The organism is Curvivirga aplysinae (assembly GCF_009711445.1).
Lineage (GTDB): Bacteria > Pseudomonadota > Alphaproteobacteria > UBA8366 > Aestuariispiraceae > Curvivirga > Curvivirga aplysinae.
This window is the reverse complement of sequence record NZ_SMMC01000196.1, coordinates 20,137-39,065: the sequence shown is the minus strand read 5'-3', so window position 1 is coordinate 39,065 and position 18,929 is coordinate 20,137. Positions and strand designations below refer to the sequence as shown.

Annotated in this window: 28 protein-coding genes and 2 tRNA genes; 16 read left to right on the top strand and 14 right to left on the bottom strand. The window is 43.3% G+C overall.

The annotated features are described in order from the left end of the window. The coding region (locus tag E1160_RS12095; protein WP_218048879.1) for a hypothetical protein at window positions 1-287 on the top strand (287 nt) is incomplete at its 5' end. Window positions 288-698: 411 nt separating this feature from the next. Here the strand turns inward: E1160_RS12095 and E1160_RS12090 are convergent. The 4 genes from E1160_RS12090 to E1160_RS12075 form a co-directional block, all read right to left on the bottom strand. Continuing rightward, the gene (locus tag E1160_RS12090; protein ID WP_155155501.1) at window positions 699-1,397 is read right to left on the bottom strand and encodes a hypothetical protein; all 699 of its coding nucleotides are present in this window, start codon (window positions 1,395-1,397) and stop codon (window positions 699-701) included. Window positions 1,398-1,537: 140 nt separating this feature from the next. Further along, on the bottom strand, window positions 1,538-1,807 hold the full coding sequence (locus tag E1160_RS12085) for a hypothetical protein (protein ID WP_155155499.1): 270 nt from the start codon (window positions 1,805-1,807) through the stop codon (window positions 1,538-1,540). Beyond that, window positions 1,800-2,099 carry a hypothetical protein gene (locus E1160_RS12080; RefSeq protein WP_155155497.1) on the bottom strand — a complete coding sequence of 100 codons (300 nt, stop codon included), beginning with the start codon at window positions 2,097-2,099 and terminating at the stop codon, window positions 1,800-1,802. The genes E1160_RS12085 and E1160_RS12080 overlap by 8 nt, the downstream gene beginning before the upstream one ends. A gap of 74 nt (window positions 2,100-2,173) precedes the next feature. Next, window positions 2,174-2,665, bottom strand: coding sequence for a hypothetical protein (locus tag E1160_RS12075; protein ID WP_155155495.1), 492 nt, complete (start codon window positions 2,663-2,665; stop codon window positions 2,174-2,176). Between the two features lie 141 nt (window positions 2,666-2,806). On the opposite strand from E1160_RS12075, the gene E1160_RS12070 reads away from it, so the two are divergent. The 13 genes from E1160_RS12070 (at window position 2,807) to E1160_RS12015 (ending at window position 8,713) form a co-directional block, all read left to right on the top strand. Further along, complete coding sequence (locus E1160_RS12070; RefSeq protein ID WP_155155493.1) at window positions 2,807-3,007, top strand: hypothetical protein; 201 nt, start codon at window positions 2,807-2,809, stop codon at window positions 3,005-3,007. Window positions 3,008-3,021: 14 nt separating this feature from the next. Continuing rightward, window positions 3,022-3,384 carry a hypothetical protein gene (locus tag E1160_RS12065; protein WP_155155491.1) on the top strand — a complete coding sequence of 121 codons (363 nt, stop codon included), beginning with the start codon at window positions 3,022-3,024 and terminating at the stop codon, window positions 3,382-3,384. Beyond that, on the top strand, window positions 3,381-3,524 hold the full coding sequence (locus E1160_RS17165) for a hypothetical protein (protein WP_218048878.1): 144 nt from the start codon (window positions 3,381-3,383) through the stop codon (window positions 3,522-3,524). The genes E1160_RS12065 and E1160_RS17165 overlap by 4 nt, the downstream gene beginning before the upstream one ends. Next, a complete protein-coding gene (locus E1160_RS12060) occupies window positions 3,521-4,009 on the top strand; it encodes a siphovirus Gp157 family protein (protein ID WP_218048877.1) in 489 nt (162 codons plus the stop codon). Before E1160_RS17165 ends, E1160_RS12060 begins: the two co-directional genes overlap by 4 nt. Before the next feature lies 1 nt (window position 4,010). Beyond that, a complete protein-coding gene (bet, locus tag E1160_RS12055) occupies window positions 4,011-4,940 on the top strand; it encodes a phage recombination protein Bet (protein ID WP_155155487.1) in 930 nt (309 codons plus the stop codon). After that, complete coding sequence (gene ssb / locus E1160_RS12050; protein WP_155155486.1) at window positions 4,940-5,428, top strand: single-stranded DNA-binding protein; 489 nt, start codon at window positions 4,940-4,942, stop codon at window positions 5,426-5,428. The genes bet and ssb overlap by 1 nt, the downstream gene beginning before the upstream one ends. Window positions 5,429-5,439: 11 nt before the next feature. Then, window positions 5,440-5,634, top strand: coding sequence for a hypothetical protein (locus E1160_RS12045; RefSeq protein ID WP_218048876.1), 195 nt, complete (start codon window positions 5,440-5,442; stop codon window positions 5,632-5,634). Continuing rightward, the gene (locus E1160_RS12040; protein WP_218048875.1) at window positions 5,631-5,942 is read left to right on the top strand and encodes a hypothetical protein; all 312 of its coding nucleotides are present in this window, start codon (window positions 5,631-5,633) and stop codon (window positions 5,940-5,942) included. The genes E1160_RS12045 and E1160_RS12040 overlap by 4 nt, the downstream gene beginning before the upstream one ends. After that, window positions 5,932-6,366, top strand: coding sequence for a DUF1367 family protein (locus tag E1160_RS12035; RefSeq protein WP_218048874.1), 435 nt, complete (start codon window positions 5,932-5,934; stop codon window positions 6,364-6,366). Before E1160_RS12040 ends, E1160_RS12035 begins: the two co-directional genes overlap by 11 nt. Before the next feature lie 100 nt (window positions 6,367-6,466). Beyond that, a complete protein-coding gene (locus E1160_RS12030; protein WP_155155478.1) occupies window positions 6,467-7,033 on the top strand; it encodes an AP2 domain-containing protein in 567 nt (188 codons plus the stop codon). A 39-nt stretch (window positions 7,034-7,072) separates the two neighbouring features. Beyond that, on the top strand, window positions 7,073-7,330 hold the full coding sequence (locus E1160_RS12025) for a hypothetical protein (RefSeq protein ID WP_155155476.1): 258 nt from the start codon (window positions 7,073-7,075) through the stop codon (window positions 7,328-7,330). Window positions 7,331-7,364: 34 nt separating this feature from the next. Continuing rightward, the gene (locus E1160_RS12020) at window positions 7,365-7,595 is read left to right on the top strand and encodes a hypothetical protein (RefSeq protein ID WP_155155474.1); all 231 of its coding nucleotides are present in this window, start codon (window positions 7,365-7,367) and stop codon (window positions 7,593-7,595) included. Further along, window positions 7,595-8,713, top strand: coding sequence for a tyrosine-type recombinase/integrase (locus E1160_RS12015; RefSeq protein ID WP_155155472.1), 1,119 nt, complete (start codon window positions 7,595-7,597; stop codon window positions 8,711-8,713). The genes E1160_RS12020 and E1160_RS12015 overlap by 1 nt, the downstream gene beginning before the upstream one ends. Window positions 8,714-8,752: 39 nt before the next feature. Here the strand turns inward: E1160_RS12015 and E1160_RS12010 are convergent. The 9 genes from E1160_RS12010 to E1160_RS11970 all read right to left on the bottom strand — a co-directional run bounded on the left by E1160_RS12010 (window position 8,753) and on the right by E1160_RS11970 (window position 14,655). Beyond that, window positions 8,753-8,828: transfer RNA gene (locus E1160_RS12010), tRNA-Phe, on the bottom strand. A 170-nt stretch (window positions 8,829-8,998) separates the two neighbouring features. Continuing rightward, window positions 8,999-9,208, bottom strand: coding sequence for a DNA gyrase inhibitor YacG (locus E1160_RS12005; protein WP_155155470.1), 210 nt, complete (start codon window positions 9,206-9,208; stop codon window positions 8,999-9,001). 5 nt (window positions 9,209-9,213) lie between these two features. Beyond that, complete coding sequence (locus E1160_RS12000; RefSeq protein WP_155155469.1) at window positions 9,214-10,596, bottom strand: ribonuclease E/G; 1,383 nt, start codon at window positions 10,594-10,596, stop codon at window positions 9,214-9,216. Next, window positions 10,593-11,183, bottom strand: a complete 591-nt coding sequence (locus E1160_RS11995; RefSeq protein WP_155155467.1) for a Maf family protein — start codon at window positions 11,181-11,183, stop codon at window positions 10,593-10,595. The genes E1160_RS12000 and E1160_RS11995 overlap by 4 nt, the downstream gene beginning before the upstream one ends. A gap of 44 nt (window positions 11,184-11,227) precedes the next feature. Next, window positions 11,228-11,683: an arsenate-mycothiol transferase ArsC gene (locus tag E1160_RS11990; protein ID WP_155155465.1), complete on the bottom strand. Its 456-nt coding sequence runs from the start codon at window positions 11,681-11,683 to the stop codon at window positions 11,228-11,230. 35 nt (window positions 11,684-11,718) lie between these two features. Beyond that, entirely contained in the window at window positions 11,719-12,213 is a 495-nt protein-coding gene (locus E1160_RS11985) for a UPF0262 family protein (protein WP_155155463.1), read from the bottom strand. 121 nt (window positions 12,214-12,334) lie between these two features. After that, window positions 12,335-13,639 (bottom strand): histidinol dehydrogenase, encoded by a 1,305-nt coding sequence (gene hisD / locus E1160_RS11980; RefSeq protein ID WP_155155461.1) that lies wholly within the window; start codon window positions 13,637-13,639, stop codon window positions 12,335-12,337. After that, entirely contained in the window at window positions 13,629-14,291 is a 663-nt protein-coding gene (gene hisG, locus E1160_RS11975; RefSeq protein WP_328597152.1) for an ATP phosphoribosyltransferase, read from the bottom strand. The genes hisD and hisG overlap by 11 nt, the downstream gene beginning before the upstream one ends. Window positions 14,292-14,442: 151 nt before the next feature. Further along, window positions 14,443-14,655 carry a 2-oxoglutarate and iron-dependent oxygenase domain-containing protein gene (locus tag E1160_RS11970; protein ID WP_155155459.1) on the bottom strand — a complete coding sequence of 71 codons (213 nt, stop codon included), beginning with the start codon at window positions 14,653-14,655 and terminating at the stop codon, window positions 14,443-14,445. 129 nt (window positions 14,656-14,784) lie between these two features. Here E1160_RS11970 and mnmA point away from each other — a divergent pair, with 129 nt between their 5' ends. Beyond that, window positions 14,785-15,933 carry a tRNA 2-thiouridine(34) synthase MnmA gene (gene mnmA, locus E1160_RS11965; protein WP_155155457.1) on the top strand — a complete coding sequence of 383 codons (1,149 nt, stop codon included), beginning with the start codon at window positions 14,785-14,787 and terminating at the stop codon, window positions 15,931-15,933. A 268-nt stretch (window positions 15,934-16,201) separates the two neighbouring features. Further along, window positions 16,202-16,277, top strand: a tRNA-Met gene (locus E1160_RS11960). 49 nt (window positions 16,278-16,326) lie between these two features. On the opposite strand, the gene E1160_RS11955 is transcribed toward E1160_RS11960, so the two are convergent. Continuing rightward, complete coding sequence (locus E1160_RS11955) at window positions 16,327-18,903, bottom strand: PAS domain S-box protein (RefSeq protein WP_155155455.1); 2,577 nt, start codon at window positions 18,901-18,903, stop codon at window positions 16,327-16,329. Window positions 18,904-18,929: the final 26 nt, after the last annotated feature.

The window sequence follows — 18,929 nt, the reverse complement described above, 5'->3', positions numbered from 1 at the left end:
TATTTCTACTTATTATATTAATTGGTAGGGAAATGAATATGGGATTGGCTATGAACCAAAGACACGCGATTAGAACAGAGATAAAAAATTTATTATTAGAAGCAAAAATTGAATGCTTCACTCAAAAGATTAATGATGCAGGGCTCAAGAATGTGGTGAGCCAATTCGCACAAAATAAATTTAATATTCACGATTTATCTCAACTCAATGAACCTCAATTACAACATCTTATCTGTTTTGTAGAGCAGTTCCATTTTGTAGCACACTCTACTCAAAATAACTCATGAGATATTTCCAGAAAAATACAGTTAGTAATTACTTTTTAGCCTCTAAGAGTGAAAAATTTCTTAGAGCTATGGAGTGGTTTGAGCGAACTGGTGGAGTTATAGCAAATGGAGCCGCTGATTTCGAAATCATAGTACCGAGACTTCAAATTCATGCTGTTTCTAGAGATGATAAGCCTTTCCTATTTTGTGGAGATAAAAGCACGTCAGCAAAGGTATTCGGTAATGACTTTGCCTTGAATGCCTTAGGACGCTCAGGCGTGCCTGACGACCTATTCGAGCGAGTAATGAAAGCACCATACTCCGAGATTGTCAGAGATGGTGCACCATTATGTGAAAAAGTGAACGCAAACCTTATAATTGACAATAAATTAAAACCTGTCAGTTACTTCCGCTTTGCATTTCCTATTACTTTTAGAGATTACCCGGCAGTCGCTGTTTTGTGCGAGTTTTCGCAAAATCTGACCGAAAAGAATAATCAAGATTTTCTCGCGTCATCCAAATCAGGAAATCTTCTTGGTATAGCCAAGGAAAAGCCAGCTTCCACTCTTGGTCTAAAGGCTCAAAATTCCAATATCCGTGGTTAAATATCACACCTTTTTTTTGCAATGGACTTTCTAAAAATCCAAAGACAAAATCCGGCTGCCATGTAGAATAAATGATAGCTAAGCCTAGCGTACCTAACACCCTACCCAACCCATCACCACGGCACTTTGAGCTTAGCCACATATCCCCATGATACGCTACACGCCCTTTTATTTTTGCAGATATTGGGCAACAAGAAATTTTCTTATCCCCCTTATTACCCCAGCCTCGACGCAACTGTTGCGATAAAAGGCAATCTAAACTATTTGCCCCCAAATCCTCCAGCTTCGAGGCTTGTATGTGAATGGTTTTACCTTCATGGTCGGTACCATGCACCCAAAGAAATCGCTCGGAGTACATATCAAAGTAATCTGTATTATATAGAGGTGATAGATTATGCTCATCTATACCCTCAGAAACATCAATCAACTTATCTAAGTCATTACTTATCTCAATTTCTATCCCATGCTCATTTAATTTTTCTAACCGCAGTTTCATATATTCAAAAACGTGTATAGCGTTTAGCATTTTTTACTTCCTATAGTTAATTTAGTGGAAGCTTACATATATCAATGCGTTAGTGTTTTTTTCAAAGAAAACTACTTGGAATGGAATTTATGAACATAAAAAAGGAGGCCGAAGCCTCCCGAAAACTAAACAGGCAATAACTAACCCCAATATTTTAAAGCTATAGGAACCAAAATAGACACCACGACTAGGCCGATTAACCAAGCCGATCTGCTATCAATTGTTTTACGCAGTTCCTTAACATCAGATTTTAGCTCTCCAATGTCTTCGCGAATATGCTCCACGTGCGTCTCAAGCTTCGCAACTCTAGCTTCCATGCCATCGCCTCCATCACCGCCCATAGGTGGGTTTTCATTATTATTACCTTTTTCTTTGCGAAAGTCCATAAGGTCGATAACATCATTATTCATTGCCACCCTCCTCACTCTCACTAAAGTCGCGAAATCCCAAAACATTTGCGTTTGCCATTTTTGTATTGCCACAATGTTCGCAAATAATCGCTACATAGGCGTAATCGGGGGTCACGGAAAACGATCCTTTTCCGTCGGTGGGTAGCATACCAAGTAGCTTCCTTCCCATCACCCACTCACGACTTTGACAAACTTCACAGTCACGCTCGATCCAGCCTAAGTCATACAAATACTCTGTAGCGACTCTAATTTCTTCGTCAGTAAGCTCATAATCTAGTTTTTGTTCTGACATTCATATTCCTTACATTACAAATACACTGCAATACGCTATACTTATTCTGAGAAGTAAATATCGGTGGAGAGAGGTTAACTTAATTGCGGGTATCGCGAAAGCAGCCTTACCTTATCAGGCGTATCTCTAATTTCTAAAATCAACATCTTGGCCTTATCTAATTGATTGGATACAGCCAGCAATTCGCAGATAGTACATAGGGCCGAATTTCTCATATCATTATCAATTAATGCTTCAGCTTTTGATAGAAGAGTTGCTACCAACAAGCCCAACTCAGCCTCTTCCTTAGGATCGTCAAATCCCAACTCACTAGCCATCTCTACCTGATGTATGATTTCTGCCAGCAAAGCTGCTTCTTTCGGATTTTTGAACTCTGAAAAATCTTGCACAGGCGGCTCAGCAGCTAATTCGCCAATAAGCATCATGGCTTCATTTAATTTTTGCTGAGTTTCAGTATGGGCAAATTGTTCCAACTCAAGCCTATGAGAGACGCCTCTATATGCCGAAAACAAAAATACAGAAACACCTATACAGACCAATAACGCCACCAAGACAGCTTCCATCATACCCTCCATATCCAATTACAGCCTAGGGTTTTAAACCTATTTCAATTCTCCGAAAAAATAAATGTGGGATTTTTCCCTCTTTTTAACTTGACGTGGGATTTTTCCCACATTATAGTTACCTCATAACCAAGGAGGAAACACATGCTGATCAATGTTTGGAATATCCCGTCAAACGACACATTCACATTCGAAGAAGCAATGGTAAGTGATTTAGAAGCTGCGACTACTCGTTACTTCGAGGAAGTAGACCAGCTTAAAGGTCAAGAATACCGTTTCACCTTGAATTGCTTAACAGGCGAAAAGATCGACATTACCGATGCTTTCGCATTGGCTGCAGAGTAAGGGAGGGAATAATCATGGATATGCGATACGAAACAAGCAGTCGTGGCTTTATGGCATTTGACGCAGATCGTGGCGCCGATATCGTAGGATATGGCTCGACACCAGAAGAGGCTCACGCTGACTATGATGACAATCTATCCGACAGTATTTCTGTTCGTCAGGTTTCCTTTAAAACCACACACAACGGTGACATCTTCAAGCTGTTCTATGATGAAGGTTTGAATTTGGAATGTATTTCCCGTTACCTATACGGTTACCAAGCATTCATGCCCGTATCCGGTGGCGAGTTCCGTGGTTACCGCCATGCATTAGATACAGCCGATAACCGTAAGGTGGCTCAACGCCTTTTGAATGAAACCATGAGAGGTGCAGCATGAAACCCGCACGCACTATCACCAACGTCTATAACATGCATGTGAAGCCTCGAAATTTATGGGAGCGCATCACATTAGGGCAAGCGATCTTCTTCGCAGTGTTGGGTGTGTCTTTGATCGTAATTGCGGAGGTGTGGATATGAGCCTTCATAAAGAACTTAAGGCAGTAAGAAGCTTACGCGAGCAATTAGAGGCTCAAGAGTGGGATGCCGAAAGTATCCAGCTTGCTATTCAGTCAGAAACAAACTTCGAGGAAGCTATACAAGCCCTAGTCGATGAAGTGGATGAATTGGACATGCTGGCAGTTGCTGCAAACGAGAAAGGCGATGCCCTTAAAAGACGCTCTGGTCGCTTAAAGGTAAAGTCGGACACTCTCAAAACGGTAATTCTACAGGCTATGGAGTTGGCAGATTTATCAAAGGTCATGGGGCCGACCTGTACCATTTCAACAAAGAGGATGCCTAAGAAGGTGATTATCACCGAAGAGGCGGATATCCCCTCTACATTCTTCAAAGCACAGCCACCAAAGCTGGATAAGAAGGCGCTGCTAAAAGCTCTCAATGAGGGTGATGTAAAAGGCGCTACCCTTTCAAACGGTGGTATGACAATCCAAATTCGGAGAGATTAAAATGAACCAAATAGCTACTATTGAGAAGTTTTCTTCTCCTGTTAACGGCTTATCTAATCAGCAGCTAAGCTTGATCCGAAACACCGTCGCAAAGGATACAAATGCAGATGAATTTGATATGTTCATGGAGCTTTGCCGCAATGCTGGCCTTGACCCTTTTCGCAAGCAAATTCATTGCTTAGTTTTCAATAAAGACAAACCAAGTAAACGTCAGGCAACATTTATCGTTGGTATCGACGGGTATCGCGCAATCGCAAATCGTTCCGGTAACTATCGACCTGATGATGAAGAGCCGCGACTTATCTTTGATGAATCCTTAAAGGATAAGACAAACCCACTTGGCATAGAAAAGGCCGTTGTGTCTGTCTTTAAATTTTCCCATGGCGAATGGCACAAAATTACCTGTTCTGCTTATTGGGAGGAATACGTACCCCTTAAAGAAATTTGGGCGGAAAATGAAACGGGTCGAAAAGGTCCAACAGGCGAATATACAATTGCTAAAGATAATTGGGTTCGTATGCCTAAGATCATGATCGCTAAATGTGCAGAGGCGCAAGCTCTTCGCAAAGGATGGCCTGAGGATATTTCTGGCACATATGCAGCAGAAGAAATGGACCGCTTGCAAGCAGAAATGACCGCAACAGAGCGTGTGGAAAGCTTTCAAAGGGAAGAGCGACTTAAGCTTGTTGGTAAAGACATGTTGCCAGTGATTTTTGAAATGACAGAGGGCATTCAGATGATCAGCGAGGGAGAATTTGCTGACAAATTTTTAGATCACGCCAACCAGCTCGCAACATCACAATTGTTGGAAATGTTCTTAGAGCAGAACCGTGAAGGCTTACGTCAATTTTGGGCAGTTCAAAAGGGTGATGCATTAGCGCTAAAAGCTGAATTAGAGAAACTACGCGCAAAACTTAAGGAAGCAGCATAATGTCAGGAAGCTTAAACAAAGTAATTCTAGTCGGCAATTTGGGTGCTGATCCTGAGATACGGAACACCCAAAACGGCGATAAGGTTGCAAGCCTTCGCATTGCCACCACAGAGCGGTGGAAAGACCGTGACGGCAACAGCCAAGATCGGACTGAATGGCACCGTGTCGTTATCTTCGGAAAGACTGCAGATGTTTGCGAACGCTACCTCAAGAAAGGCGCAAAAGTTCTTATTGAGGGCAAGTTGCAAACCCGCAAATGGCAGGACCAAAGCGGCGCTGACCGTTATTCAACTGAGGTAGTTGTTTCTGGTTTCGGTGGCAACATGACCATGCTTGATAGCAAGGGTGGTGATAGTGACCAAAGCGGATACGGTGGCAACGATGCTGGCGGCTTCGGCAGTTATAGCAACGATGCTGGCGGCTTCGGCGGTAATGCTGGTGGTGGTTATGCTGGATCACCTGACTTAGACGACGAAATACCATTTTGACGGTGTGAATGATGAATGAAGCTCTAGAAGATTATAAGCGCGGATACAGTGCAGCCATGGAGGAAATTGCAACTGGTCATATCTACGATTTACCAGAAGCGATTAAGGGCTATCAGTCCGACCCAGCCGACAGCGATTTCTTAGAGGGGCATTTTGACGCAATCGTATTCGCCGATGCAATGCAAAGAAAGTGGGCTAACCGATGAACATGCTCAAGAAACCTATCATCCGAGATCGCAAGTACCTAAACGAATTGCGTGATATGCCATGCATCCTATCAGGGCGGCGCGGAAATGAATATGAAGCAGTAGACCCCGCCCATATCGGGACCATGGGTAAAGGTATTAAGTCACCAGACAATGAAGCCCTCCCCATTATGCATTGCTTTCATGTGCAGATGCACCAGCAAGGTGAGGTCTCTTTCCTTCGTGAGCATGCGCCGGACGATGTTTTGAGAGCAGCATTTCGCGCTTTGGCCCGTGAGAAATATGAGGAATGGAAAAATGGCTACTGAGTTATTTTTTACCAAGACAGCAACAGGCGGCTTTCGCCCTGCGGATGATAACACAGCAGAGGCCCTCAAAGGTATCAAGATGGGTGATGTTATCAAGGCACAAGTAAGCAAGCCACGTAACGGCAAGCATCATCGCAAGTATTGGGCTTTGATAAAGATCATCGCTGAAAACACGGATAACGGCTGGACGCAAAAGCAGGTCCACCAGTTATTCAAAGACGCAACACGTCATTATGACATTTTTAAGGATGCAAAGGGCAATGAGCATAGAGAATACAAATCTATCAGCTTTGCCAGCATGGACCAGTTAGCATTCAACCAGTTTTACGATGGAGTTATCCAAATAACTGTAAACCACATTTTAAAGGGTATGCCCGAAAGTGACTTGAGACGTGAAGTAGAGGATTTATGTCTTAGTTATTAGTTCCCTCCTCCAAGCAGTTTCCTCCCCTCTAATGCTTGGACCACAGCCCCGTATCTCGTCCCCTGCGAGAACGGGGTTGAGGGCGTGAAAGGAAAGTTTAATGATATATGGATTTGGTATCAATAACGCTACATACAAAGTCTGCATTGGTGCAAGAAATGACCGTATTTTTTGCCCTTTCTATGAGCGTTGGAGAGAAATGATAAGACGCTGCTATGCTAAGACCAATAAGTATCCAACTTATCGAGATTGTTCTGTGCATCCAGACTGGAAATATTTTATGAATTTTCGTTCTTGGATGATGTTTCAAGACTGGCAAGGCAAGCAACTAGATAAAGACATCCTGTATCCGGGCAATAAAATTTACAGTCCTGATACATGTTGTTTTGTTAGCGGAGAACTCAACCTTTTAGTTGGAGATAAAGGTTCTGCAAAAGGTCGTTTCGGCTCTGGTGTTTTTCAATGCAGAAAGACTGGAAAATATCTAGCCCGCTGTAAAGTCAGACAAGAAAACCATAAGCACATCGGAACCTTTTCCACTCCAGAAGAGGCCAATCAAGCTTACCGATCTTACAAAGCCGAACAAATATTAAAAATTTCCCGCGAAGGACTGCCAACAGATATTGCCGCAGGACTAATGAGGCATGCAGCAGCGTTACTTAATTAACGCCCCGCCCGCTCCGCAGATTTTGAGAGGATATGAAGAATGTGGAATGAACCAAGATTAGACGAAGCAGGCGAAACATGGCGCCCGTCAAACGGAACAGAGGGAGATATATTTATTTCAAATGTATGCCGTGACTGTATCCACAATCAGGACAAGAGCAACCCTTGTGAAATCATCATGGATACAATGTGCTTTTCAATTGATCATCCTGATTATCCGAAAGCTTGGGTTATTGGTGAATGCGGATTTCCTCAGTGTAACAATAGAGAGGTAGAAGACAATGCCACATCCAATTGATGCGCAAGTAGGCCATAAGGAAGGAGTGTAAGAAATGCAAGCTAACAACCTGCCAGTGCAGATAGGCTACCCCTACCGGATGAGAGCAAAAATAGCCGCTTTGTATGTGGGTGAGTCTGAATCTGCATTTCGCAAAAATGCTGGCGAAAAATGGCCTCAAGGCCGTAAAGATGGCAAAAACGTGTATTGGTATAAAGACGAATTAGAACGCGTCATGGACGATATGCGCGACACGGCAAATGATGATTTCTTTGGGATTGATTGATGAAACTCACAAGACTTCCTAACCTCAAGATATGGAAACGCAACGAGCGTATCTACACGCAATACCGCAAGAAGGTTGACGGCAAAACGCATCTTGTAGATATCCGTGGTGAATACCTATCTGTTGAATGGTACGCCCATTACAACAAGATCAAAGAATCTTTTGAGGTTAAGAGAGAGCTTACAGTTCGTGAATCCTTTGGTTGGCTAATTGAACAGTATTTAGGGTCGCCAGAATTTAAGGAAAAGAGACCTTCTACCCAAAAGGATTATAGAGCTTCCTGCGATATCCTTAAAAAAACCAAAGCCAAGAACAAGCCCTTTGCCAGCATGTCCCGCGCCGATGTTATCAAGCTGCGCAATCACTTTTCCGATAGCCCATCTAAGGCAAACAAAATCGTCCGTATGTTAAGCGTATTGGGTGAAATGGCTATTGATTTAGGTCTGAGAGCAGACAATCCAGCAAAAGGCGTATCTTCTCTTAAGGCTAAAGGCGGCGGTAATAGAGCATGGACAGAAGGAGAAATGAAAGCCTTTGTTGAAGGGTGCGACAATCCTATGATGAAGATTGCATTTTTCGTGGCCCTGTTCACAGGTCAACGACAGGGTGATTGCTTAAATATGACCCGTACAGACGAACGCCTTAAGGACGGACTAATCAAGGTAATTCAGGAGAAAACAGGCACAGAGATTTATATCCCTTGCCACCCTCTGCTAATGCAAATTTTGCAGGAAGCACCGACGAACTCTATTTATTTTATCTGCCGCGAAGATGGAAAGCCGTATAGTACAGACGGCTTTCGCGCAAACTGGAACAGACAGCTTGCAAAGCTAAATCTTGAAACCAATGAAAAGGCTGGAAGGATTAAGGGCTGTACGTTCCATGGTCTGCGCCGTAATGCTGCTTCTGCATTAGCAGAGGCCGGATGCAGTAATGAAGAAATCAAGGCTATCACAGGTCACAAAACTGACGATATGGTACGTCATTATACACAATCAGTGCAGCAAATTTCACGGGCAAAAATCGCAATGCAGAGAGTAGAAGAAAAGCAAGGGGTGTCTACAGGGGGTGTCTACAATTTAGTAGGACAAAATTCTAAACACAAGAAAGGATCGTGAATAAATAAGGTTTTCTGCGGAGTGTAGAGATGGGGTAAATGGTGCTCGGAGGCAGATTTGAACTGCCGACACGCGGATTTTCAATCCGCTGCTCTACCAACTGAGCTATCCGAGCATAACCACCTATCAGGTCCAGTGTTTGGTTTGAAGCAATGTCGTGCTCCCCTCTGGACGGCCTTTGATTTACAGAGGTTCACCGGACCTGTAAAGCACCAATTTCATTTTTTATGAACTTTTTTTTAATTCTTTTTCTTTTCCTAGGAAAACTCACAAAAAAAGAGGAGCTTAATACTCCTCTTCTCCATATGGATCATTGGCAATACCAGGCTCTTCCGTGGGAATTCTATAATTTCCACCAAGCCAACGATTCAGATCAACATCTGCACAGCGCTTTGAGCAAAACGGTTTATATTTTTGATCACTTGGCTTACCACAAATATTACACTTGCCGCCATTCTTAGTATTCGCCGCATTCAACGGAGTTACAGTCGACATAATGTTTACTCCATTCCCACTTGTGGCGGCATTTGATCTTCCCCAACATAGAGATGCAAAGGACGCCCTAAGCGTTTTGTACATTCTTCCATAGCATCACTTAAAACGCCGCCCTTTAATGCATCAATCACTTCTGGGGAGGCATAGGCTGTCGGGCGCCCAGCCCCTTTTAAACGGGTTGCAGCACGCAAAACAGCGCATCCTTGCGCAACAGGATTTAAAGTAGAAGATTGAACAGGCTTTGCCTTTAACATTAAATCATCAAGTGACACACCTTCACGTTGGCGAGTAATTTCCATCAAACCTGCAGAGGTTAATCCTAAGACATCTGTATGACGCGTGTCTTTAAGGAACTTACTGCGTAAAGCCTCAATCAAGCGTTTCAAACGACCTTTATTTTTCATGGAAATAAAATCGATTACAATCAAACCAGAAAGATTACGTAACATGATCTGACGCGCCGCTTCTTCTGCAGCGGCCTTATTCACCTGAAAAATAGCGTCATCCCCCTTAGCAGTAGCAGAGCCCATATTCACATCAATCACGATCAAAGCTTCTGTTTTATCAAACGCCAAGCTGCCACCATTTTTCAAGCGAACTTCTCGTTCCAAAGCTTCTTCAATCTGTTCTTCCACACCTGTATCTTCAAATATCGAAATTTCAGAATCGTGATAAAGCAAACCTTGAGACAAATCTGGATAAAGTTTTTTAATCGTTTTCTCCGCTTCAAGATATGCCGAACGATCATCCATGGCGATACGAGTTTCACCTTCCAGATCACGTAAAAGACGGTCTATCATTTTAGGGGCTTTTTCAAGCAAGCGCGGTTTGCGATCTTCACGCACCATATCACGTAAAACATCCCATTTCTGACGCAAACGATCTACTGATTCTTCTAAAATCGGCTCACCCACAGCCACAGCAGGCCCACGCACACTAAAACCGTCAGTTTTCTCACCTAAGACTTGCGGTAATACAGCTTCCAAATGGGCACGATCACGTCCCTTACCCACGGCACGGGCCCAATTCACCCCTTTACGCCCCGGTGTGAAGGCAAAGTATCGATCCATCAAAACAGGATGACGTGTTAAGGCAGGTCCTTTACCATCACGTGCATCACGAATGACCTGCACGATCAAGGTTTTACCTTCTTCCAAGCCTTTCGCACGGTTAATCAACCCCGGTTCATCTGTACCGATATCTACGAATACGGCATCCATGCCTTTTTCAACGCGTGTAACTTTGCCCAAGTAGAAGTTACCTACCAGACTTTCCTGTCCAGCGCGTTCCACTTGTAATTCGTATAATACACCATCTTCATCAATGCGAGCTGCACGCGTTTCCCCAAGGGAAATTTCGATAAGTGTATCCAGACCTTTTTTACTCATTGGGACTTCAATCCTTTATACCCGAGACCTTGTAACATCTGGGAAGTTTCAAACAGCGGCAAGCCTACCACATTGGTATAAGAGCCACTCAAAAATTTTATATAAGCCGCAGCCAATCCCTGCACACCATAACCACCCGCTTTTCCATCCCATTCACCTGAACGGATATAAGCATTAATTTCATTCTGGGTCAGGCGTTTAAACCCAACTTGTGATTTTACCACGCGACTAACCATTTCACCATCAGGTGCAACAATCGCAACACCAGAATAAACCTGATTGCGACGCCCGGACATCAAATCAAGACAGTCACGTGCAGTTTGTTCATCTTCAGCCTTTGGCAAGATACGATGTCCTAAGCCAACTACCGTATCCGCAGCAAGGATAAAATGTCCTTTCGCTTCATCACGATCCTGAACGGCCTGCGCTTTGCTTTCAGCTAATCGCAATGCTAATTCACGCGGGCTTTCGCGATCTTGCGGTGTTTCGTCAATATCTGCCGGAATAATCCCATCAATTTCCACACCGATCTGAGCTAACAGTTCTTTTCTGCGTGGACTGGAAGAAGCTAAAATAAATTTGGACATAAAAAATCCTATTTTCTAATGAATCATTTCATTCACGGACGAGATTAATCATCTTTCGGGAAGCGTTGCTTAATCTTGCGGATCAGTTGATCGCGTACTTGACGGTATGCGTCAAGCTTTTGCTCTCGTCCCCCTTCCACAACCATAGACGGATCAAAGGTATTCCAGAATTCAACATCACAAGCCATGGTACGTGTCATCTCAACCGCATGATGTTGTGCTTCTGGTGACAGCGCAATAATCAAATCGAAATACCCATCTTCCAATTCATCAAAATCTTTTGGTTCATGGTTCATGATATCAATGCCGATTTCATTCAGGACAGCTACAGCAAAACCATCAACTTCCCCATTTGGACGTACACCGACCGAATCTACATAAACACGCGTACCGATATGATGACGCAGTAAGGCTTCTGCCATGGGCGAGCGGATCGCATTCATGGTGCAGCAGAACAAGACTGCATCTGGCATTTCGTTTTCGAAGAAAGGTCCGTCCATCAGATAATCAAATCACCTAGTTCACGTAAGCTTTATTAAGCTCGAATATGCAAAACACAAATCAAGGTGAAGAGACGACGTGCTGTCTGCAAATCCATCTCCAACTTTCCATCAAGGCGTTCACGCAATAAATCTGACCCCTCATTATGAAGGCCGCGACGTGCCATATCGATGGTTTCAATCTGAGAAGGTGATAGCCGCTTGATTGCGTCGTAATAACTTTCACAAATCTGGAAATAATCTTTGATCAATCTACGAAACGGCGACAAAGGCAAGTTTATCCAAGTCAGTTCTTCTATCTCTTCAGTAGCTAATGTAAAGACAAGGCGTGATCCATCTTCAATGCTGAGATCCAGTTTAAACGGACCTGAATCAGCAAATTCCCCCACTGGACGAAATCGATTCATATCTAATAAATCATAGATCGCGACTGACCGTTCATGTTCCACTTCCGGACTGCGGCGAATGACGGTCTTTTCATCAAGATTGATCTTAATGATTTTATGTTTTTCTGTGTCCCAATCGGACATGACATGTCTCCCCTTTTCGAGCTGTCTATGTCATTATTCTAGTCATTAGAACAATCTTACACAGCCCGAATAGGAAAGAGCAATCCAGAGATTTAAAAATCTCACTTTTTCATAGATGAACTTAGTCGACGACTGGCAAGTTCAAACGAATAGCCACAGAACGCGCATGGGCCCCTAGGCCTTCTGATTGTGCTAAAGACACTGCCGCTGGGCCAATTTCTGCCAGGCTATCAGAATCACATTGCAAGAATGTACTGCGTTTCATGAAATCCAATACGCCTAGCCCACTGGAAAAACGTGCAGAACGTGCTGTTGGCAAAACATGATTTGGGCCCGCCACATAATCGCCTACAGCTTCTGGCGTATAACGTCCCATGAAAATAGAACCAGCATTGGTAATTTTGTCTGTCAGCTCTTGTGGGTCTTCCACTGAAAGTTCCAGATGTTCCGGTGCAACACGGTCCACAAGCGGGACAGCTTGATCCAGATTTTCAACAACGATCACCGCACCATGATTATCCCAACTTTCGCGTGCGATCTCTGTACGTGGTAATGTTTTCAATGCCGCATCAACGGCGTCGATCACTTGATCCGCATAAGCCGCATCATCTGTAATCAGAATAGATTGCGCAGATGTGTCATGCTCAGCCTGACTTAATAAATCCATGGCGACCCAAGCCGGATCATTTTGATTATCTGCCACAACCAAAATCTCTGATGGTCCAGCAATCATATCAATACCGACTTGCCCAAATACGCGACGCTTTGCAGCGGCAACAAAGGCATTGCCGGGGCCTGTGATCTTATCGACAGGCTTGATAGTCTCTGTCCCATACGCCAAGGCTGCGACAGCCTGTGCCCCACCAATGGAATAAACCTCATCTACACCTGCAAAGTAAGCCGCGGCAAATACCAAAGGATTTTTCGTACCATCAGGTGTGGGCACTACCATCACTAATCGCTTCACCCCTGCAACCTTAGCAGGGATCGCATTCATCAATACTGAAGACGGATAGCTTGCTGTGCCACCTGGCACATAGATACCAGCCGCTTGAACGGCCGTCCATTTTGCCCCAAGGCGTACACCTGCATCATCTTTATAATCCAGACCTTCAGGAAGTGTTTTTGCATGGAATGAACGAATACGTTCAGCTGCCAATTTTAATGCGTCAACGGTTTCAGGGTCACATTCGTCAATCGACGCTTTTAACTGCTCCTTGGAAATCACCATGGTTTCAGCAGTTAAATTCAACTTATCAAATTTATTCGTGTATTCCAGAACAGCTTCGTCGCCACGTTTACGAACATCTGCGATGATGTCGGCAACAATAGCGTCAACATCTTCGTCCATTTCACGTTTACTATTCAGTAAGTCCTGAAACTGTGCTTCGAAATCAGCATCAGTAATATTTAATTTACGCAGCATCTTTCGCCCCTCTGAAGGCTTCAATCCAGCGGCCAACTTCTTCCGGACGTGTTTTCAACGCCGCGCGGTTTACGATCAAACGGCTGGTCACTTCAGCAATTGTTTCAATTTCAACCAAACCGTTTTCTTTCAAGGTCTGACCAGAAGAAACCAAATCTACAATACGACGACATAGACCCATATTGGGTGCGAGTTCCATTGCGCCGTTTAACTTAATGCATTCAGCCTGAACACCACGGTCCGCGAAATACTTTCGGGTCACATCCGGATATTTGGTTGCAACGCGTATATGGCTCCAACGTTCCGGGTCATCTTCTTCAGATAAATCTTTTGGTTCCGCAACAGATACACGGCAATGACCGATGTCTAAATCAACAGGTGCATAGATTTCAGGATAATCAAATTCCATCAATACATCATTGCCTGCAACACCTAATTGTGCAGCACCAAACGCAACAAATGTTGCCACATCAAAACTTCTGACACGGATCAAGCTTAGATGGGGGATATTAGTCGCAAAGCTTAGCTGACGTGCGGATGGATCATCGAATGCTGGTTCCGGCACGATACCGGCAGCTTCCATCAACGGACGCAATTCCTTTAAAATTCGGCCTTTCGGCACGGCTAATACCAATGGATCAGATTCACTCACCTGAGTATCTCCTAGATTGCAGTTTCTATAAACTGCGCGACTAAATACAAACATTGCTGTATCGCAAGATGCGAACGGCTCTTTATCTGGCATAGAAGGACTTAGTTTTCCAGTAGTTTCCATAAAAAATATCTGAAAAACTTACTTTTTCCTAAGCGGCGTCTTCTTGGACCTCTTCGTCTTTCAAATATGTCACGTGATTGACGAGATATAAAAAGCCAACATCAGGACAGGCGCAGCCAAGCTTATCTGCAACGCCCTGCTTATACTTACCAGAAATAAAATCCGCCCTATCAATAACGGGTAATTCTTCAAACGTAACTAAAGGCGCATCCAGCCCCTTTTCCAAGGTAACATTAGACATCCAACTGCTTCATCCGTATAAAAGAGAGATTAAGAAATTGTTCTGATCCTGCTTTTCTTAGGCTTTCCCCTTGCGAAATACAAGGAAAAGCCCTATATCGCGCCCTATAAATGAGATAGGACAAAGGTTATGAGCACTGAATCTACAAATTTAAACTCTTTAGGTCTCCCGAAAGAGCCCAAAGATACCCGTGTGGTTGTGGCCATGTCGGGCGGTGTGGATTCGTCTGTAACTGCGGCGATGCTGCATGAAGAAGGCTATGATGTTGTTGGCATTACCCTACAACTTTATGATCATGGCGAGATCATTGCGCGCACTGGTGCCTGTTGTGCCGGGCAGGATATCTATGATGCCCGCACAGTGGCAGATACTTTCGGCTTCCCACATTATGTGCTGGATTATGAAAGCAAGTTTAAAGAAAGCGTGATCGAAGATTTCGCAGATTCTTATGCGCGCGGCGAAACCCCTATCCCATGTGTACGTTGTAATCAGACCGTTAAATTCAAAGACCTCCTTGATACAGCAAAAGATCTTGGCGCCGATGTTTTGGCGACTGGTCATTATGTACAACGCAATGGTGATGAAACTGATGCCCAAATGTTAAAAGGCGCCGATCCTAAAAAAGATCAAAGTTATTTCCTATTTGCCACCACGCAGGAACAACTGGATTTCTTGCGCTTTCCATTGGGACATATGGATAAAACAGAAACCCGCGCCTTGGCAGATAAGTTTAATCTGACAGTTGCTGACAAACCAGATAGTCAGGATATCTGCTTTGTGCCAGACGGTAATTATGCGTCCATCGTTGAGAAATTCCGCCCGGAAGCGGTGGAATCTGGCAATATCGTTCATGTTGATGGCGAAATACTTGGCACACATAAAGGCATCATCCACTATACCGTTGGTCAACGTCGTGGCCTTGGCATTGGTGGACGTGGTGCCAATAGCGGTACAGACCCACTTTATGTGGTCAAAATTGATCCTGAAAACCGTCAGGTTATTGTGGGACCAAAATCTGCATTGGCAACACCGCGCATTCGTTTAAGCGATGTGAACTGGCTTGGGGATACAAAACTAAGCCAAGGGCCTGTTGAAATTGGTGTTAAGGTACGTTCCACCATGCAACCTGTCGCAGCAACAGTTGAGGCAACTGAACTTGGTGATGTTGAGGTTACCTTTGCAGAACCCATGAATGGCGTATCGCCAGGTCAAGCATGTGTCTTCTATCAAGATGACCGTGTGTTAGGTGGCGGCTGGATTCAACGCCGCATCAGTTAAACAGAATCAAATCTGTTAAATCTGACCAGATTTAACATTAAAGTTTGGATCATTTCACGCTGATTTTCATGAGCAAGGAATGATCCATGGCCTTTGACTTAAGAATTTCCAAGCTGATTTATAAAAAGATAATTTTTCTGCAAAAAAATTGAAATGTCCGCTTGACAGTAAGGCCCGAAACTCATATTTATCCGCCCGCAAGATGATAAAACATCAAGCCTCTGGTGAATAACCAGTAACCCATATATACGTCAGTTATATATACAGTGGCGGATTAGCTCAGGGGTTAGAGCAGAGGAATCATAATCCTTGTGTCCGGGGTTCAAATCCCTGATCCGCCACCATCTTTCCTTCTCAACACGTGAATAACGATAAATCGCTTCGTAGCTTTTCTCAGTGTTGATTTAATTGTTTCGAAACAAATTTCAATAAAACGTTTATAGTAAATGGTTTACGTAAAAGTGGCATATCAGAATATTCTTCCTTGATGGGATTACTCCTACCTGTATAGCCAGACATAAAACAAAATTTGATATCTGGACGTGCCTCTCTTACTGTTTGCGCAAGTTCATATCCACTCATATGACCTGGCATAATTACATCAGATAATACAATATCGATATCTTTATGTTTCTCAAATATCTCTAATGCTTCATTGCCATCTGATGATATTAAAACCTGATGCCCTTCAGAGGACAAAACAGTTTTAACAAGTTTAAGCAGGTCCGGCTCATCATCCACAACCAATATTTTGCTCACCTCTTTGAATTTCAATTTGATAGGTGGTTCATCTTCAGAAAATTTATTGCTGCTCTCAGTCATGCTAATCGGTAAATATAGTGTTATATTAGTACCTTGACCAAGCTTCGTATGTACATCGATTCCTCCACCGGCGCGCTTCACAAAACCATACACCATAGAAAGACCTAGACCAGTGCCCACTCCAGATTCTTTAGTAGTGAAAAATGGTTCAAAAATCTTTTCAAGCGTTTCATCATCCATACCAGTACCAGTATCTGCGATAGAAACAGCGACAAATCCTAATTCATCTGAAGTTTCCATATCTGGAATAACAACCTCATCCGAATGTACAAAGGTGGATTTAATAGCAAGCTGCCCCCCATCTGGCATTGCATCTCTTGCGTTCAATGACAAGTTTACAATCGCATCTTCCAAATCTCCTTGATCCGCATTTACATCAGGAAGATCATCTGCGACATCTACTATGACTTCTATTGAACTCGTTAAAGAGCGCTTAATAAGATCGGAAACCTGATCAATAGCCTCATCTATATTTGCGGTTGTGCCAACTTTTAAGTTTTGGCGTGAGAAGCCTAATAACTTAGCGGTTAGGCCTGCTCCCCTCTTGATTGCATTTAAAGCGCGTTCAGATTTTCGGGTAATTTCAGGTTGATCAGTTAAAGCCATATTAATTAACTCCAAATTACCCATTGCAATCCCAAGTAAATTATTGAAATCATGGGCAATACCACCAACCATTTGCCCAACTACGTCCATCTTCTGCGCTTGACGCAATTGACTTTCTAACTGCTTCTGCTCTGAAAGGTCTTCGATAGATGCAATAAAATGAAGTTCATCATCCAGTTTCAAAGGTGCAATTCCAAGTCTAAGAGGAAAATCATCTCCGTTTTTTCTTTTACCGATCACCTCACGCCCTTTACCAATTATCTGCGCTTCGCCTGTCGACAAGTAATTGGCCAGATAGTGATGATGGCGCTTGGCATCATCGCTATTTGCTAGAACGGAAACATTTGAACCAATAATTTCTTCAGGTGAATAACCAAAAATCTGGGACGCTGTATCATTGAAGGTGAGTATTTCACCCTCAACATTACTGACAACTAATCCAATTAGTGCACTATTAATCGCCAATCTAAGCTGTGCTTCAATCCTTTCAAGCTCCATCTGCTTGGCCCGTATATCAGTTATATCAATAACCGTTCCAAGCATTGCAATCGGTTTTCCGTCCTTATCCTTTTCAATTTCAGCATTCTCTCTGACATACCGAACGGATCCGTTACGAATAATCAATCGATGATCAACCGTATATTCGCCGCCCTGATCAATTGCTTTTCGTGATTCCTGACGTATAAGCTCTACATCATCCGGATGGACTCGTTGAAAGAACATTTCAACTGTATGGTCAAAATCTGCTGGGTTCATATCAAATATTTCAAAGACCTGATCTGACCATTGCAAATGATCGGTTTTTAAGTTCAGATGCCAATTTCCAAGCTTACCGATTTGCTGAGTTCTAAGAAGAGAATTTGTTAGCTCAACTTGCTTGCGTTCACTTTCCAACGCATCTTTTGAAATCTGTTGCGTTATCCACAAAATACCCCAGGCCATTAATAAAATAACAACAATTGAGACCATGAACGCTTGAATAGACGACCACAAAAAAGGATGCCAAATTTCACTTTCATAACGTTCGACAAAAATACCCCAATTCGTAAGTTCAATCGGCTTATATGCAATCAACAAATCCTGCCCATCCGGGTCCTGCAAATGCACAACACCGGATTCACCATCAAGCGTTTGAATCGCTAATGCACCTAACTCTGTATCATCAGGGTAATAGTCTTGATGATAATCCCCTTCGATATGAACGAGCATCTCAACGCCACCCTCTACGGCACGAAATATGAGCGCCTCCGTTGTCCCCGCACCAAATGGCAGAGACAGTGCCTTCCGCACTTGCCTTAAAGTGGCGTCACTGGCGTCACCTTGGAAGTCCTCGCCAATATATTTTTGATCAAATCCAGCAATGGAAGAAATTAAAGAGCTAAGATTACTAGCTAAATGCATCAAGTTCTCTTTATTCTCTTCAATCGCAGATTTATAAAGTGAATAAGAAATAACCCAACCAATCAACAAGGTCGCAATTAACAACGCCCCCATAATCGGTAAAAACGCAGATCGCCTAGATGTTATTTTTATATTCAACATATAAATTTATATTTTTCAGCTTTTAA

Excerpts from the sequence above, each read along its gene's own strand:
- E1160_RS12090 (WP_155155501.1), bottom strand. The coding sequence starts at position 1,397 with ATGCTAAACGCTATACACGTTTTTGAATATATGAAACTGCGGTTAGAA.
- E1160_RS12085 (WP_155155499.1), bottom strand. The coding sequence starts at position 1,807 with ATGAATAATGATGTTATCGACCTTATGGACTTTCGCAAAGAAAAAGGT.
- E1160_RS12080 (WP_155155497.1), bottom strand. The coding sequence starts at position 2,099 with ATGTCAGAACAAAAACTAGATTATGAGCTTACTGACGAAGAAATTAGA.
- E1160_RS12075 (WP_155155495.1), bottom strand. The coding sequence starts at position 2,665 with ATGATGGAAGCTGTCTTGGTGGCGTTATTGGTCTGTATAGGTGTTTCT.
- E1160_RS12070 (WP_155155493.1), top strand. The coding sequence starts at position 2,807 with ATGCTGATCAATGTTTGGAATATCCCGTCAAACGACACATTCACATTC.
- E1160_RS12065 (WP_155155491.1), top strand. The coding sequence starts at position 3,022 with ATGGATATGCGATACGAAACAAGCAGTCGTGGCTTTATGGCATTTGAC.
- E1160_RS17165 (WP_218048878.1), top strand. The coding sequence starts at position 3,381 with ATGAAACCCGCACGCACTATCACCAACGTCTATAACATGCATGTGAAG.
- E1160_RS12060 (WP_218048877.1), top strand. The coding sequence starts at position 3,521 with ATGAGCCTTCATAAAGAACTTAAGGCAGTAAGAAGCTTACGCGAGCAA.
- bet (WP_155155487.1), top strand. The coding sequence starts at position 4,011 with ATGAACCAAATAGCTACTATTGAGAAGTTTTCTTCTCCTGTTAACGGC.
- ssb (WP_155155486.1), top strand. The coding sequence starts at position 4,940 with ATGTCAGGAAGCTTAAACAAAGTAATTCTAGTCGGCAATTTGGGTGCT.
- E1160_RS12045 (WP_218048876.1), top strand. The coding sequence starts at position 5,440 with ATGAATGAAGCTCTAGAAGATTATAAGCGCGGATACAGTGCAGCCATG.
- E1160_RS12040 (WP_218048875.1), top strand. The coding sequence starts at position 5,631 with ATGAACATGCTCAAGAAACCTATCATCCGAGATCGCAAGTACCTAAAC.
- E1160_RS12035 (WP_218048874.1), top strand. The coding sequence starts at position 5,932 with ATGGCTACTGAGTTATTTTTTACCAAGACAGCAACAGGCGGCTTTCGC.
- E1160_RS12030 (WP_155155478.1), top strand. The coding sequence starts at position 6,467 with ATGATATATGGATTTGGTATCAATAACGCTACATACAAAGTCTGCATT.
- E1160_RS12025 (WP_155155476.1), top strand. The coding sequence starts at position 7,073 with ATGTGGAATGAACCAAGATTAGACGAAGCAGGCGAAACATGGCGCCCG.
- E1160_RS12020 (WP_155155474.1), top strand. The coding sequence starts at position 7,365 with ATGCAAGCTAACAACCTGCCAGTGCAGATAGGCTACCCCTACCGGATG.
- E1160_RS12015 (WP_155155472.1), top strand. The coding sequence starts at position 7,595 with ATGAAACTCACAAGACTTCCTAACCTCAAGATATGGAAACGCAACGAG.
- E1160_RS12005 (WP_155155470.1), bottom strand. The coding sequence starts at position 9,208 with ATGTCGACTGTAACTCCGTTGAATGCGGCGAATACTAAGAATGGCGGC.
- E1160_RS12000 (WP_155155469.1), bottom strand. The coding sequence starts at position 10,596 with ATGAGTAAAAAAGGTCTGGATACACTTATCGAAATTTCCCTTGGGGAA.
- E1160_RS11995 (WP_155155467.1), bottom strand. The coding sequence starts at position 11,183 with ATGTCCAAATTTATTTTAGCTTCTTCCAGTCCACGCAGAAAAGAACTG.
- E1160_RS11990 (WP_155155465.1), bottom strand. The coding sequence starts at position 11,683 with ATGGACGGACCTTTCTTCGAAAACGAAATGCCAGATGCAGTCTTGTTC.
- E1160_RS11985 (WP_155155463.1), bottom strand. The coding sequence starts at position 12,213 with ATGTCCGATTGGGACACAGAAAAACATAAAATCATTAAGATCAATCTT.
- hisD (WP_155155461.1), bottom strand. The coding sequence starts at position 13,639 with ATGCTGCGTAAATTAAATATTACTGATGCTGATTTCGAAGCACAGTTT.
- E1160_RS11970 (WP_155155459.1), bottom strand. The coding sequence starts at position 14,655 with ATGTCTAATGTTACCTTGGAAAAGGGGCTGGATGCGCCTTTAGTTACG.
- mnmA (WP_155155457.1), top strand. The coding sequence starts at position 14,785 with ATGAGCACTGAATCTACAAATTTAAACTCTTTAGGTCTCCCGAAAGAG.
- E1160_RS11955 (WP_155155455.1), bottom strand. The coding sequence starts at position 18,903 with ATGTTGAATATAAAAATAACATCTAGGCGATCTGCGTTTTTACCGATT.